The 16,513-nt window shown below is 33.1% G+C and carries 11 protein-coding genes; 2 read left to right on the top strand and 9 right to left on the bottom strand.

What is annotated here, in order from left to right; genetic code table 11:
• The coding region (locus HA044_RS09915) for a hypothetical protein (protein ID WP_222935365.1) at positions 1-209 on the top strand (209 nt) is incomplete at its 5' end.
• A gap of 308 nt (positions 210-517) precedes the next feature.
• Here the strand turns inward: HA044_RS09915 and HA044_RS09885 are convergent.
• The 5 genes from HA044_RS09885 to HA044_RS10080 form a co-directional block, all read right to left on the bottom strand.
• Complete coding sequence (locus tag HA044_RS09885; protein ID WP_048688563.1) at positions 518-2,539, bottom strand: ATP-dependent helicase; 2,022 nt, start codon at positions 2,537-2,539, stop codon at positions 518-520.
• A gap of 3 nt (positions 2,540-2,542) precedes the next feature.
• Complete coding sequence (locus HA044_RS09880; protein WP_048688560.1) at positions 2,543-4,768, bottom strand: AAA family ATPase; 2,226 nt, start codon at positions 4,766-4,768, stop codon at positions 2,543-2,545.
• Between the two features lie 12 nt (positions 4,769-4,780).
• Positions 4,781-5,551 (bottom strand): type II toxin-antitoxin system toxin PezT, encoded by a 771-nt coding sequence (gene pezT / locus HA044_RS09875; RefSeq protein ID WP_048688557.1) that lies wholly within the window; start codon positions 5,549-5,551, stop codon positions 4,781-4,783.
• Positions 5,551-6,027, bottom strand: a complete 477-nt coding sequence (gene pezA / locus HA044_RS09870; protein ID WP_048688554.1) for a type II toxin-antitoxin system antitoxin PezA — start codon at positions 6,025-6,027, stop codon at positions 5,551-5,553. Before pezA ends, pezT begins: the two co-directional genes overlap by 1 nt.
• A gap of 218 nt (positions 6,028-6,245) precedes the next feature.
• Positions 6,246-6,479 carry a hypothetical protein gene (locus tag HA044_RS10080; protein WP_239681809.1) on the bottom strand — a complete coding sequence of 78 codons (234 nt, stop codon included), beginning with the start codon at positions 6,477-6,479 and terminating at the stop codon, positions 6,246-6,248.
• Positions 6,480-7,478: 999 nt separating this feature from the next.
• Between HA044_RS10080 and HA044_RS09860 the strand changes: the two genes are divergently transcribed.
• Positions 7,479-8,489 (top strand): site-specific integrase, encoded by a 1,011-nt coding sequence (locus HA044_RS09860; RefSeq protein WP_082161849.1) that lies wholly within the window; start codon positions 7,479-7,481, stop codon positions 8,487-8,489.
• 176 nt (positions 8,490-8,665) lie between these two features.
• Here the strand turns inward: HA044_RS09860 and HA044_RS09855 are convergent, their stop codons facing one another.
• From HA044_RS09855 to HA044_RS09840, 4 genes are all read right to left on the bottom strand, one after another.
• Positions 8,666-9,412: a hypothetical protein gene (locus HA044_RS09855; RefSeq protein ID WP_187541004.1), complete on the bottom strand. Its 747-nt coding sequence runs from the start codon at positions 9,410-9,412 to the stop codon at positions 8,666-8,668.
• 20 nt (positions 9,413-9,432) lie between these two features.
• Positions 9,433-10,071, bottom strand: coding sequence for a hypothetical protein (locus tag HA044_RS09850; protein ID WP_187541003.1), 639 nt, complete (start codon positions 10,069-10,071; stop codon positions 9,433-9,435).
• Positions 10,072-10,075: 4 nt separating this feature from the next.
• Positions 10,076-11,272, bottom strand: a complete 1,197-nt coding sequence (locus HA044_RS09845; RefSeq protein ID WP_187541002.1) for a hypothetical protein — start codon at positions 11,270-11,272, stop codon at positions 10,076-10,078.
• Positions 11,273-11,373: 101 nt separating this feature from the next.
• Positions 11,374-16,389 carry an SEC10/PgrA surface exclusion domain-containing protein gene (locus HA044_RS09840; RefSeq protein WP_187541001.1) on the bottom strand — a complete coding sequence of 1,672 codons (5,016 nt, stop codon included), beginning with the start codon at positions 16,387-16,389 and terminating at the stop codon, positions 11,374-11,376.
• Positions 16,390-16,513: the final 124 nt, after the last annotated feature.

Genomic DNA, 16,513 nt, shown 5'->3' with positions numbered 1-16,513 from the left:
ATCAAAAAGGAGAGAACCAATTTGGTTCTCTCCAGGTTATAACTTTTCATCAACCCACTACAGTTGACAAAGAGCCAGAAAAAACACCTTGCAAGATGCAAAGTGTTTTCGTTTGTATTCTGCTGTCCAGCAACGAATTAACGTTTAGAGAACTGGCTAGCTTTACGAGCTTTCTTAAGACCTGGTTGGAAACACTTTTATTTGAATAAGTTTCAATATCCGCTTAAAATCAATGTTTTCCCATATTTACAGAAAACAGAATTTCATCTAATTTGAATAAATTTCATTTGAATGGTGTGAATTTTACACTAAAAATACACGAATTGAGCTAGATTTTACCGAAAAGTTCACACCATTTAAATTGTTGTTTTGTACATCTTATATTTATATTTTTTCAAAATCAGTTTGATGATATAATCTTATCTAGGAATCAGCTAGAATTACTTTACAAGTATAGTCCAACTTAAATTTTCTACTTACATAAAAAATGAAAGAGTAGAACTTCATAAACATATGTCTAATATGAATTTAAATTGTGAATTTCTTGAAAAATATCCTTTATATTCGCTAATAAATTTTCTGGAGTATTATTTTTATAAATTACATGAAGATTTTTCTTGGCTCTTGAAAAAGCAACGTATAAAAGATTGCGAACTTCTTGAAATTGTGAATCAGAATCAATTGAAGTATTATACTTTTCAAAAAAATACTTACAATAATTTTCTTTTTTTGCAAATTTATCTTGTAGCACAACAACTACATTATCAAATTCTAGCCCCTTTGAACCATGCAATGTGTAATAGCTAATTCCTTCATTTTTTAAATCATCAAAAATATAATTATACCACTTGATAAATTGAGAAATATCTAGATTAAAAAATTCATCAACAACTGTCATTTCTCTTTCTGATTCCTCCGAATCTTGAGAATAGTAAAAATAATCATAAGCACGATTCTTTATATTTAACAAAATGTTCTCGGCGGTATCATCTATCAAGAATATTTTTTTTAGAATAGCATTACCTGAGATTGGTTCCTGTATATTAGCAATTTCATCAATACATTTATCAATTATCAATGTTGATAAGTTAAGCTCTCTCAAACTATTAATAAACTGTTTCATCTCTGCAAATGTTAGTGTTGATTTATGCGGAGTTGCGAACTGAACAATCTCCCTGACAGTTGAATTATCATCCCCTGCCCTTTGAATAAAGTCTATGAAAGTTAAAATCTCTCTCAAAAACCATCCCATATGCTGTAAATTTTTCTGTAAAAATTCATTAGACACATTCTCAAAGTTCGCACCACTAAATCGAGGGAACTTTTTCAATACTGATAATATTTCATCAAATCCTCTTGCTTTGGAAATATCGTCATTTTTCATAAGAAGACAAGCCGTATTATTAATCAGGTGTTTTTCCTGTAAAAAAGCATCTATATTAAAATCATCACCTGAGATATAAAAATTATAAGATCCATTATCAAAATCAGTATATATAGACTGCTGACCAAAATCGTCATTCCTAATTTTTTCAATTAACTCTACTATTTGCTTAGAAGAACGGCGATTAAAAACTTTTTCAATACTCTTATATTTTTCTTTATTTGGCAGGACACCTATACCTGAACCATAAATATTTTGTAAGGAATCACCAAAAAAACCTACTACTAACTTTTTCCTAGAATTTGAATATTCCCTTATACTATCAATAATAGCAACAACTTTTTCATCTGTATCTTGGTACTCATCAATTAAGATATATGGATATCTATCTGAAAATAATCTCTTTAATATATCTTGATTAGTAATTATATTTTTACAATAAAGTAATAATGTATCATGACTAATGACATAATTTTCAAGTTTATCACGGTTTTGAACTGGATTATAAATAATTTTTTTAGATTCTTTATCTTCAATTTCCTTTAATGTTATTTCGAGTTTATACTTTTTATTAATATCCTTAACTAAACTGCTAAACTTACTAACATTACTTAAATAGGGAGAAAAGTATTCATCATGCTTTCTTATAATAGCTTTAAAATTCTCTGCAGGAGAACTAGGTGTATTGTAGAAAATTTTCATAAATTTATCATCATTAATCGTATTTTTAAAATCAACTAGATTAACACTGTTAGAAAGAGAATTTTCATTTATTTTATGATCAATAGTATGGAGTTCATCAATTATCTTATTCTTATGTTCTATAGTCAGTAACTCTTGCTGAATAGAAATAAATCCCCATAGAAATTCATGGATTGTAGAGACCAGTATAGCAGAATTTTTACCAAGCCGACTAAGAATCTCATCTTTTGCGGCATTAGTGTAAGTGATACATAAGATTTTTTGATTTCGTAATTTTAAATTTTCTCCCTCCGTCTTCAAAATATGTTCAATTGACTTTTGTAATGCATAGGTTTTCCCTGCTCCAGCACCGGCATCAAAACAAAAGCTCTCAAAGTTATCTAAACATTCATTAATATCTTTCTGAATGTCTAACTCTATTTGTCTATTTTCTGGACTAATTGTATATGTCATTATTTACTCCTCAAAATAATCACAAAGTGAGTTCAAACCTGATTCAATATATTGAGGTTGTTTGAGACTAAAATCCTCATCAGTTACTGATAAGTATACAATTCCAGTAGAAAACTTTGATTTTCCATCAGATAATTTTACTTGATACATATAGGATTTATCGGCTAATTCTGAATTTTCATCAATATCTTCAAAATATTCCATTTTTGGGTGAACTTTTTGTAAAAGTTTAATCAAAGATTTCTTGTATTTATTTCTATCTTCATTTATTGAATTTGTTAAAACAATTGCCTCCTCAAAACTAGTCGCGTAATATCCATTTATTTTGCCCTGAGAATACATTGAAATATTTTCACAAATAATAACTAATTCATCTTTATCAGTAAGCATTTCAATTAACTTTGGATTAATTTTGTCATATTTTGCATTTTCATCATTTAGTTCTTTTTTTATAAAATATTGTAGAGTACTATTTGTAGTCAAACACTCTGTTGAATTTGCATATTGAATATTTAAATCATTAATATTGTATGAAAGGATATCAATCTTTTTACCCTCTTCATCTTGCTCTTTTCTTTTCAAATCCAAATCTGTAAAAATAACAGTTTTAATTTCTAACAAATCTAATAAACTAATAAACTGGTGAGCATACGCTCCATCAATTCTATAAACTTTAATATGATGATTTTTCAATATTGGATGTTTATCAATTTCATATCTTAAATAGGTTTCTTCTGAAACACCCTCAACTAAAATGACTGCATCAGCAAAGAAAATATCTGATACCTCTAACCTTAAATATTTCTTGATATATTCATAAGCTTTATTGTCAATATCTCTACCAGATACTATTGCATCATCACTTATGTTTTTTATAATATTATTTACATCTGCTTGACCTAGATAACTAATATTATTTAGAGTGTTTCCTGATTGAATCTTACTGTTTAAAATATGGGTTGAGTGAGTTGTGATGATAATTTGAAAGGTATCTAGTTGTTGTTTTTTACCTAGTAATGTCGCAATTGCTTTTGAAATATTTTTTATAAATAATTCTTGCATCTGTGGATGCATAAATGACTCTGGTTCTTCAATACAAAGAATATTTACTGAACCATTAATATCTTTCTCACTGTATAGCTCAACATAATCAACAATCTTTGCGATAATTACCATCAAATTTGTATACCCCATACCAAACTGGCTCTCAGGTATGTTGTTATTTCCCTCTTGGTACTCATAAATAATACTATTTGCAAAAATTTTCTCTAAAGTTACATCTGGATGTAAATTCATCTTTAGATTCTTAGTTGATTCAATACTAGACACGGCGCTTTGAAGAATATCCTTTATATTGGCATCAACCATCCCCTTTACTTGATAATTAATACCACCAACCAAACTATTAATCTCTTCAATATCATTATTTTTTATATAAGTTGAAACTATTTTATTGTAAGCTTGCGAAAGTGTCTTGTCATTTTTAACCGTATTCGCTTCTATTGTATCCACCTTTAACAATGAAGATAGAGAAAACTCTTTAGCTGGCTCCTCTCTTCCTATAGGATAAAAATTTAATACAAAGTAATTACTGCTAAATAAAGCTAAAAATTGTCGATATTGAAGTTCTTTTTTATATAGTTCATCGTACTGTCGACTATCATTAAAATAGCTAGTCTTAATTTTAACCAGATCTTCTAAAAATGCCACTTCATCCACAACTTCATACTTAACATCGATAGTCACTTCAGCGATCTCTTGATTTTCATGAGTTTCAACTGTCTCTATACCACTTAAAATTAATATATCCTCAAAACTTGAAATCAAATCATTTCCATCATCAATTCCTAATATCAACTGAAACTCTAGTTTAGGAAAATGAGATCTATCAATACTTTTTATCTCTTCTTCAGATTTATTGTCAATATTTTCATGATACCAATCTGATAATATTTTTAAATTAAAATCGGTATGTTTAAAAACACTACGACTTCCTGATTTACTATTTTGTAGTGTATTCAATAATTTGACAATTGTACTTTTACCAGAATTATTTTTACCTACAATTAATGACGAACTTTTTGATATATACTCTTCTGTTATATTTATTTTCTCTAGTTCATCTTCATCTCCTGGAATTTCTGGCCATTTGCTATGAGCGAAGTTAATTACCTGAACCTCTTCGCCATATTTTCTATAATTTTTTATTGATAAACTTTTTAAATACATAAAAATTCTCTCCTATTTTGAGGTTCTCATACTTAACTCTCTCAACCGTTCCTGTCCCATTTTCAACATCTCTTCCTCCACCTTACTCCATTTTCCAAAGAGGCATTCTTGTAAAACCTCTGCTCCTGAGGTTTCGTCTACTTGCGAATCATAAACACACGATTGATCTCTTTGGTAAATTTGAATGTGTTCAAAGAGCTGATCTTTTTCTAATTCCCGTAAGTTATCAACCAAATGTTCTACAATTCCATCATGGTGTGCTTTGGGAGTTGCTCTAGCTTGACGAGGATCTATAGCATAGAGCTCTTCATAACGTATCAATGTACTGAGATAGGACAATTCTGGCTTGGTCGCAATCAGTGCAAGTGAGACTTGATATCCTTTAGTTATCAATAATTGTGCCGTTTTTCTAGGAACTTCTGTTGTTCTCAAGGTACCCTCGATTAACAAATGATAACCTTTTTTACTCAACTCATCTACAAGATATTCAACCATTTGTCCCGCGAATACTTTGGTATAATCCACACTATCTTTGCCATACTTTTCCTGTAGGCCAAGGTAGTTCGGATGAAAAGAGCGATAACTATCTCCATCAATGATAATGATATTACCTTGAAATTCCCTTTGTTTAATACGATGAATCGTTGTTTTCCCAGCACCACTCTGTCCACCTAGCAAGATAGCCTTGGGCTGAGACGAAGTTGTTTTACCACGAGTTAAAGAACGAACGAGTCGTCTGGATGCTCGTTCAAAATCATCTTGACTAAATTCTTCTAGTTTCATTAAGCCACCACCAGATGAGCAGCTTGTTCTAGCATCCGTTCAATGCCATCCAAATAACCATTATATCGCTCTACTTCATCAAAAGTCCCCACAAGATAAATCTTCGTGTTCAGTAAATCAGACAAATCATCACTCATTAGAACCCAAGGATTAGAAGTATCATCAAATTCAATTCCTTGTTCATCTTGAAATTGATAAAGTTGCGCTAAGATATTCGCCCCTCGTTCTTTAATCACTTCAATTTTTAGAGTTAATTGATAATCTTCTACTGGTGTGAGCATTTTTTCCTCCCCCACGATATCGACATACGAAACATTAAATTTCTTGCAGATACGATCTATTAATTCTGTCGAAACTCGACTTGTCCCATTTTCATAACGACTCAGACTATTTCTAGAAACACCAACAATCTTTGCAAACTCAGGCTGCGTTAATTTATGTGTTTTACGTAACGTTTTTATATTTTCTCCAATCATGTAACTCCTCCTTTTATTTATTTCTATTATAGCACAAAAAATAAAAACGCACCAATTTTGGTGCGTTTTTATCCAATTCTAGCTGAATGAAATAATTCATCTGTTATATTGTTGGCAAACCAATCATCTAATACAATGGCTTTATCAAATAATCTATCTTATCTATTTTAAAGACAAATTTACCACAAAAACACACTGAGATACTCGTCCCAGTATGTTTATTTCATTTTGGATAACTTCATCAATAAACTTAAGCGTTCATCATTTTTGAGCTCTGATAACAAGCAAATCAACCGCTCATATCCAAGTTCTTTCTTCTGCTTGATTAATGAATTCATCACAGCCACCAAATCTTCTGGCGTAAAATTCCTTAAGTAAAGTGTAATATAACTCCCATTATTAGAAAATAGGCTAACATGAATTGCATTATGTTCTTTTTGTCTAATTTTCATTCCTCCTGTAGACTCCCTAATATAGAACTCATACACTGTCTTTTTGGGGTAGCAATCAAATGAGTTTTCGAATTCTCTGCGATTTTTATAGAGAATATAATTCATGAGTGAATAATATTTTAGAAACATAGTGGTTTCCTCCTTAAGTATTATCATAATTATAGTATGCCATTTTTTCCAAATTATAAAAATAAAATATTTTAAAAAACGAAAAACGCATTGTTTCACTTATTGAATTTTTTTGTACTTATCCTCTTTCTCTCATTTCTAATTTTTTACGATTCTGATTTTTCTGTGTGTTTAGCGTTGACAGAAACGTATGTGTAAGTCACGCTAAACACACAGTACCATGTAAAAGTGAATAACGTAAAATAATCTTATCCTAATTTTTTTGTTTTGTTTTTTGTGGCATACTAATATTATAGAAATAATTGATTGAGTAGAGACGTAACTAATATAGCTACGTTTTTATGTTTTAAAAGGAGGTAGCTATCGTGGAAACAGCAGGTTTTAGCTGGGTTAGGAAAGAACCAGTTTTGTATTTTATTTACTAAAAAAATATAAATGTATAGATAATAAAAGTAATGTCAACAGCAGTTTTAAAAAAGTTTTTTGATCGAAACAAAGTAAACAATAAAAGTAGAGAAACGAAAGTAAATAACAAAAGTCTAAAAATAGAATACAAAAAACTAGCTTAACTCAGTCGCCAAATTCAGAGCATTTAAAACTGAAAATTTTTAACAAGAAAGAACAACAGATTTTATCTGTAAGATGGAACTCTACATCTTATTTGAATTGAGTCAACTTGTCATGTTGTAAAATGACTTGGTTATCTTCTTAGCCATCAATTAAGAAGCGCCCTCAGCAAAGGGAAGATACTACATCAGTGAATATAAGCTTAAGTCACTGCACTACTTCAACTTGAATTAAAAAAAAACTTAAGAATTTTCTTAAGATCTTCTTTAAAAGTGGACAATCTACAATAGAAAGGAAAGAACTATGGCAAAGAAGAAACGTAGTCGTGCTGAACGACGAAAAGCTAAAGAGAAAGCTAAGAAACAACAGATGAATTCTCTAACAACTTTTGAGGGTCGGAAACAATTCGTCCAATCAAAAGGATTGACTAATCTAGTCACGCGCTTTAAAAAAGGAAAGGGTATCAAGCGAAATGAATCCAAAAAAACGGGAGAGGACATTCATTTAATCCATACCGACCGAACTCTTCATAACTACGCTGGTTCCTGGAGCAGATTTGCTTCCTTTGTTGCCTCAATAACTACTGCCGAAGATTTAGAAGCTCTTGATAAATCTAACGATATTGAGGGATGGATTGACTTAGTGAATCAATACTTAGAACATTGTAAGAAATTAGGGCTTTCTGCTCCAACCCAGTCAACCTATAAAGCAGCATTAGCCAAAGTTTTAGGTGTATCTTCCACTACTTTTGTTGCAACGGATATTCGATATAGAGCCGACAAAAAGAATAATCGTTTGAAGTCTAATGACGACAGGATGTCTGAAGAAACAAATAATCGCTGGTTCTCAATCGTATCTGCCACTGGGTTACGTAAAAATGAATTAAAAGCTATTACAGGTGATTCTCTACATCAACGTGAAGATGGTCGATACTATCTTAAAATCATTGGTAAAAAGCATAAATCAAAAGGAGCACGAGACCGATGGATTCCGATTATTACGCGAGACAAAGAAGAATTAGAAAGGCTTGTTGAAGAATTTAAACTAGCTGGTAAAAAGCGTGTGTTTCAAGTTCCAACTGCTTTAAAACCTCATAAATATCGTGCAGAATACGCAAAACGTCTTTATCTTCTTGTCGCGAGAGATCCCAAAGACATCAAAGATAAAAAAGAAAAAATTTATCTACGAGGCGAATTAAAAGGTGTTGTCCTTGATCGAAAGGCTTGTTTAATTGTATCACGTGCTCTCGGACACAATCGACCAGAAGAATTTCAAAAGTCCTATGCTTATAAGTTAATCGCACAAGCAAACTAAGTAACTTTTTTAAACATTATTATATTTTTATCGTAAAAAAATAGTTCTATAACTTCTACACTTGATAAATTAAATGTAGAAATTATAGAACTTTTTATTTCAAACAAAATGGTTCATATAAACATAATACAATACTTTAAGAAATCTCTTATATAATACCTATTTAAAGGAAAAACTTAAGTATTTTTATTCTTTTTTAGAAATTTGATAATAACAACTACAGATAACAAAACGATTGAAAATATAGAAATAATGATTTTAATTTCATTGGATAGTTTTTTGTTACTATAATCATGTTCTTCAGTTTTATCAATTTCCTCTAAATCTGCCTTACTCTCTTTTGGGTCCGTTTCTTTATTTGTTATATTTTCTGTAGTTTCTAGTACTGTAGTAATAGTATTTTCTTTGTTGGAACCGAACATACCAGTCTGAGTGCCTATAGCTTCCTGGTAAAACTTATCCAGTTCATCATTAGTATAATTCCCCTTTAAATAGCTTCCGTCTTTTCTCTGAAAATCAACTAGACCATAGTAAGTAGATATAAATTTTTTATCTCCCTCTATAACAACAAAACAAGGTTTCTCATGTACTGAAGGATTCTTTATAACTTTTTTAACCATATATGTTGCCTTAAGTTGTGTTATTGATCTAGCAACTAAGCCTTCACCGTATACTCTCATTTTATATTCGCCTAGTGGAACATTAGTCTCTTGAACCCAATTATTATCTTTATTGATTTTTAGAGTCTTTACAACTTCTTCAGTATCTGGTTTTACTAAAAGTACCGTAATCTCTTGAGTATAATTTTCTTGAACAATTGCTTGCACTACCACAGGGCCAGTTTCGTCCGCGTATACATTAGAAATATTGATAGCAAAGAATATGCTCAAAAAGGTTATGAACATCTTCAAAAAAATTTTCATTCTGTTAATCTTTCTCTTTATTAGAAATTTCTCAATTGTTCTATAGAAATATCAATTTTATGTATTTCTTCAATTAGTTCTGCAAAAGGATCATCCAACCTAGTTTCTCTACTATTGTAATATGCATTGCCTAATGCCAGGAGAAGTTTTTCACGTTTCTTATTCTCTGTATAAATCTGTGTATTTGCTTGTAACGATTTAGTTAATTCCTTGGTCTTTTTCCCAGCTTTAGAACTAACTGTAAAGAACTTTTCTGAAACATCAGATATAAAAGAATTCATAGTGCTAGAATTATTAACTCTAGAACCACAAGAAACACAGTAATCGCTCGTTCTGAAATTCGGTTTACCACATTTGACACAAAAAATCTTATCTTCTTCTATTACTTTTTTATGTTCTTGCACATATTCCTCGTTAACAGTGATATTTTCAGAATCAGTTTTCTCTAAATCTTTTTTATCCAGATAAGTTTCGGATAACTTTATCTCACTATCTAGTTCTTCCACTGATATGGAAGAAGCTTTGACATTATTATCCTCTATATCTTTACTATTTCCTACATTAAACTCATTATTCTTCTTTGCTTCAATAAACTCTGCTGGACTTGGTTTTCTATTGTATTTCTCTTCAAACTGAGATAGCCATTCTTCTTTATTCATAACCTCACACCCCTGTATATCTTACATTATAATTCTCTTGCAGAATACTAATTCGCTTATCTTTATTAGGATAACCTAAAGAACATATACGTTTAGCTATTGAATCATCAATCTCTGATAAAGTATCTAAATATAGACAATGAGCTTCACCAAGGCCTATAGAAGCCATATATTGATCCGAAAGAAGTACATCGCGTTTTACAATTGATTTCACAAACATGTAAAAGAAACTTGTTAAAGCCATTATTAATAGTAAAGAACCATAAAATAGAATAGCTCCCTCTTTTGCTTCCGAGCTTCCTGTCCAAAATGAGTTTCTGCTGTCTCCATAATTTTTTCTAAAACCTCCGAATAGTGTTGTTATTACTAAAATTAAGAAAACAAAAATTAAAAAAATATTTGAGCCCACTACCACAGGTAATAGATTTGGAGCCATATTATGGATTCGATGCAGCTCAAACATGATTTTGGGTTCTAAAAAATATGGATTTTCCATTAAGCTATCAGTAACGATGATTTTGTTCATACCTATAGCATAAGCTCCTGGAACCTCATTATGAATGATACGAATCTCAATATCTTCTGGTAAGTTTAATCCCATCTGTCTCGCTTTTTTAATAATCTCGTTTATAGGTTGTTCAACTATTTCTTTATAGTCTGCTCGTTCTATTTTTTTTGCTCCGACTATCCAACAAATTAATGATTGACCAGTGTTTGATAAGAAAAATACCGAAAACAATACTGCTACTAGTCCAAGTATTCCAGTACTTGCGATTGTTTCAATAAATACTATTATAACGAAATAAGTTAGAATACCCCATCTTTGAGTATCAAAACAATATTTTATATATCTAAATAAACTATTATTTTTAAGTGTAGAGTTAAAAACGTTGTCATTTTTCTGTTTTAAAACTTTTTCACAATTCGTGCATCGTATATCATTAACAGAATTCCTTGTTCCACATGAACTACAAAAAACAGAGTCACTACTGAACCCTTGCTCATCTTGTGAATCTTCAGCTTTTTGCAATATATCTTCATTATTTCTTGTTTGAGAGTCAAATTGTGTAGATTCAAAAGAATCATTTGCTTTTTCTGACTCTGTAATTTCTCCTGCCCGAATTCCAGCTTGAATCTCTTCTTCTGTTGGTATACGGCCATTAATTTCTGTAAATATTTCAATCCATTGCTCTTTATCCATCGTATACTCCTATTTTTATTATTAAATTAAAAGGCTGAAGTTTAAATACTATTTAATATTTATCTCCAGCCTTATTATCTGTTTATATTTTACTACTACATTTATTCACTTTTTCTACGTAATTTTGTTGTAAACAATCCCATAATCATGGTTCCTAAGCCAATCAAGAATAAACTATTCTCTGAACCTGTATTTGGTAAAGTCGTATTGACACCATATCTAGGTTTATTTCCAACATAGATATAAGCTGGATTACTTTGAGCAGTTCTAAGTTTGTCTGTTACCAGTTTATGATCTAGATTCTCAACCTTAGAATCATGTCTATGGTTCAATGATTCTTGAGGTTTATTATACGCCTTCTGATATGCAAGTAGAACAGCTTCATACTGAGCTTTGGCATCCAATTGGTTTTGGAGGAGAGTGTTTAGTTTAGCTTGTTCTGCTTCAAGAGTTTGAAGAGCTAGGCGGTGAGCCTCAAGAGCTTGTTCATAAGCTTCTTTTGCGACTTCGTAGTTTTCAGAAGCGTGGATGAGGCTATCAAGAAGACCTTCCATCTCTTTGATGCTATCTTCGATTTTAGCAATCTTCTCACGAACAGCTTTTTCTTGAGCTTTCAAGTTGTCTAGTTGAGCTTGAATAGTTGCTAGAACTTTTTCCTCTTCGGCTTGTTTTGCTTTGAGTTCTTCAAGAACTTTCTCTTCTTGTGCAAGTTCAGCTTGCGCATTGTCCAAAGCTTCTTGTTTAGTCTTGACATCAGCAGTTAGGTTCTCAACAGCTACTTTAGCATCTGCCAAGCGTTTCTCTGCAAGTTTTTCAGTTTCAAGAGCTTGGTCATAAGCCTTTTGGGCATCAGGAGTTAAGTCCTTAGTTGCTTCTAGTGTCGCAATCACTTTGCGAGTGGCTGTAAGCTCATCATCAGCTTTTTGATAAGTTACTTGAGCAACTTCAAGTTCAGCTTGTGTAGCTTTCGCAAGAGTTTCAGCTTCTTTAAGTGCTTGAATAGCATCTGCCAAAGCTTGGCGTTTTTCTTGCAATCCTGCGTTCAGGTTATTAACGGCTGTTTCCGCATTTTCCAAGCGAGTTTGAGCAGCCTTGTACTCTAATGTTGCTTGGTCAAATTTTGCTTGAGCATCAGGTGTCAAATCCTTAATTGCAAGGAGTGAAGCAAGAGCTTTTTGGATATTTGAAAGCGTACTTGTTGCTTTAGCATGCGCAGTTTCTGCATCAGTTTTCTTAGTTTGAGCAGTAGTGTTAGCTTTCTCAGATTCTTTAAGTGCTTGAATAGCATCTGCCAAAGCTTGACGTTTCACTGCAAGATCAGCGTTTAGGTTGTTGACGGCAGTTTCCGCATTTTCCAAACGAGTTTTAGCTGTATTGTAGGCTAGTTCTGCTTGATCAAATGTAGCTTGAGCTTCAGGAGTCAAGTCTTTAATTGCTTTTACTTTAGCTAGAGCATCCTTAGCTTGTTCTAAGGCTTTTGAAGCATTGTTCTTAGCAGAAATTGCTTGTGCAAGATTAGATTTTGCAGTTTTATCAGCTTTTTCAGCTTGACTCAGTTCTGACTTAGCTTGTGCAAGATTGTTGCTATTTGTGTTGATCTCGTTATTAAGGTCAACCAAAGCTTTCTCAGCTTTCTCATATCGTGTTTTGGCAGTTTGGTGTTCTGCTTTTGCAGTATCAAACTTAGCTTGAGCTTCAGGAGTTAAGTCTTTAATTGCTTTAGTACGTTTGATGGTATCCTTAATGCTATTTAGCTTATCAACAGCATTGTTATGTGAAGTAGTCGCTTCTGCAAGAGTCTTTTGAGCAACCGTATTTGCAATAGTTGCTTTAGACAAGGCATCTTTTGCCTGTTCGTGAGTTGCACGTTTGTTGTTAATCTCTTTTGAAAGATTTGCATAAGCAGTGCTTGCGTTTGTATTACGCAATTTAGCTTGGCTTAATTCTGACTTAGCATTATCAAGAACACGCTCTGCATTAGGAGTCAAGTCTTGTGTATTAAGCAAGGTATTGAGACGACTGGTTGTTGTTGCAAGATTAGATGTTGCAGTAGCGTCTGCATCTTTAGCAGAAGCCAAACGACGTTGAGCGTTGTTGTGAGTGGCAATGGCAGAAACTTGAGTTTTCTTAGCTTGTGCTAAGTCTTGTTCCATCTTGCTGGTATCAAATGGAGTTGGGAGTGGTTTTGCGATACCCTTGTCGTAGTAATCGTCAATGTATACGGAAGTGCGTTCCCCAGTTGCATAATTAAGAGTTGTCTCAGTATGAGCGTCTTTCCCAGCAAATTGAACAAAGTGCATACGACCAACATTATTATTAGTGTAGCTAATATTACCACCAACAGCACTTGGAATAGTAGGAGCATTTTCTCCAATCATTCCCTCCATATGTCCAAAGTTAGCATGAATATCTCGAACCATAAATGCAAGAACAGCATCATAAACTTCACGATAAAGTTGAGACATAGTTGCTTTGCGAGTTTTTTCAGTATCAATAGCTTTTTCATAAGGAGATGTGCTACTTAATGTATTTGTGTAATTAAGGACTTCTCCGTTCCATTTTACACTATCCACGCCATCATTTTCTAAGGCTGGGTGACTATGCCCGGTATCGTATGGTTTATTTTCGTTGGCGTAATTCTTAGTAATGTTTTTAATTCCTTGAACAGACTCTTTAGTAACGATAAAGTTATGCGTTCCCCAAACTTGGTCTTGGAGGTTGTTTGCAAGAAGAGCGTAATAATGACTTAAAGCTTTGACCTGCTCATCTGTTGGTTTGTCAAGATTCACAACTGAATTATCAATCGGTAGAATAATATCTTTATTCTCCCAACCTTTGAAAACAGTTGTTTGTAGGGTGTCAGACCATTCAAACTGACGGCTTCCAAAATCATACTTGCCTCCCTTGTACCATGCTTGAATAGCATTATTCAAAGCATGTTTATTCGCATCCGACTTGTTACTAAGGAAAGTTTTGTAAGCTGCAATGACATTTTGTGGTAATTGAGGGATGGTCAAGTTCTTGATAGCAGAGATTTGTTTTTCAAGCGTATCAACAGTTTTATCTGCTTCTTTTTTAGCGTTTTCAGCACTTTTAGCGGCAGATGTTGCATCAGACAACTCTTGAGTTGTTGAGCGAATGGTGCTTTCTTGTTGACCTTTTAGAGTCTTCAAATCTTGAATATCAGAGCGCTTTTTAGCATCTGTATTTTTTGCTTCAGCCAACTTACGTTCAGCACCATCTTTCGCATACTGCTTAGTTGCCAAGTCAGATTTAGCGTTGTCACGTTCATTTGTAACACCTGGCAAACGATTTTCAGATGAAGCAAGACTATCTTTTGCATCTTTTTCATCTTTAGTAGCTTTTTGAAGTTTAATTGAAGCTTGAGTTGCACCACCTTGGGCTTTGATCAAAGCATTTGCAGTTTTAGCTTCTTCAGCCTCAGCTTGAGTTTTCTCTCTGTCTAACAAAGTAAGTTGTTCTGTTTTTTTAGCATCTGCACTTTTTGCATCATTGAAGTTCTTCGTAACACTTGTAAGGTTAGCTTCTTTTTTAGCTAAGTCAGACTTAGCATTGTCACGCTCATTTGTAACGCCAGCCACTTTCCCTTTAGAAGCATCCAAAGTTTCTTGAGCAGTTTTTTCTGCTTTTTTCTTTTTCTTCAAGTCATCAGAAGCTTGGTTTGCGGCAGTTTGAGCGTCAGACAAGTTACTTTCTGCTTGCTTCAGCGTAGCAGTCGCTTGTTCTAAGTTAGTTGTGGCTTGTTCCAATTGCTCTGCTTTTTTAGCATCTGCACGTTTTGCTTGTTCCAAGTTTGTAGTAGCATCTTCAAATGTTGACTTTTTAGTTGCTAAGTTAGACTCGGCATCGTCACGCTCATCAAAGATGGCTTTTGTGCCAGTTCCGTCAAGAACAGCTTGGGCGTTGTCCTTATTTTGTTGGGCTACACCAAGTTTAGAAGAAGTTTCGTTTGCTTCATCAGTTGCATTTTGAAGTGTTTTAGCAGTAGAAGCACTTTGCTTTTCAGCATCCGCTTTCGCTTTTTCTAACTCAGCAATTTCCTCTGCCTTTTTAGCATCAGTCTTTTTAGCATTATCTAAAGTTTTAGTAGCGTCTTGAAGAGTTGCTTCTTTAGTAGCTAAATCAGATTGTGCGTTTTTACGCTCATCTAGGATAGCTGTTGTGCCAGTTCCGTCAAGAACAGCTTGGGCGTTGTCCTTGTTTTGTTTAGCAACATTACGTTTTGATGTAGCTTCGTTATGAGCTTGTGTTGCATTTGAAAGAGTATCAGTAGCTTGGTCAAAAGTATTCTTTTGTCCTGCTTCAAGTTCTTTTACATCACTCAATTTACGAGCTTTCGTGGCATCCGCATTTTGTGATTGTTCAAGAGCTTTCTTCGCATCTTTCACGATAGCTTTTTTAGCTTCTCGGTCTTTCTCGGCATCTTTTTCTTCTTTGATAACCTTGTCAGCGCCAGTTCCATTCAAAACATTTTGAGCGTTCTGAACTTTCTTTTCTGCACCAGCAACCTTTTCAGCTTGTTTGTTGGTCGCTTCCGTAGCATCTTTAACAACAGCTTCTTGTGTATTTTTCTTTTCTTGCACTTGATGTTGTTGTTCTTTCAAAGAATCAATTTTTTCTGTTTGCGTAGTCACCTCTTTCTTAGAAGCGTCAATCGCATTTTTTGTTCCTTCGATTGCTTCAGGAGTTGCGGAAGCTTTCTTTTGTTCAGCTTGTTCAAGCGCTTGTTTGGCAGAGCTTTCTGTTTCAGAAGTTGCAGCTTCTTGGTTTTTAGCCCCTTCAACAACAGGAGTTTGAGCTTCAACAGCTCGGTCAGCTTGATCTTTAATTCCTTTTGCTTGTCCAACAACTTCTTCAGTTGGTGTTTTTGTTACAAGAGCAGTTCCATTTGAAACTTCAACACCCTCAACTTGAGTGATAGATGTTGTAGGCGAATTTTGTAGATGTTTTTCTTCAGCTACTGTATTATCTGTTGGTTTTACATCAACCTGTTCATCTGCTTTTACAGATAGTGTTGAAAAACTTGTTAAAGCAACTCCTGCCGCTAAAGCAAGAGTTATTTTTTTCTTATTATTTTTACTTTTTCTTGATTTCATTTTTACCCACATAAACTTAAAGCGTATCTGCCCTAAATCCAAGTCCTTCACATAATATTACAAACGCTCTCATTATACCATTTTTATATACTATTGTAAATAAAACTTTATATCTCAAATACTA

The organism is Streptococcus sp. IMAU 99161 (assembly GCF_014435245.1).
GTDB lineage: Bacteria > Bacillota > Bacilli > Lactobacillales > Streptococcaceae > Streptococcus > Streptococcus lactarius.
Note: the sequence above shows the minus strand (reverse complement) of the source record. Positions and strands in the feature narration are given on the sequence as shown.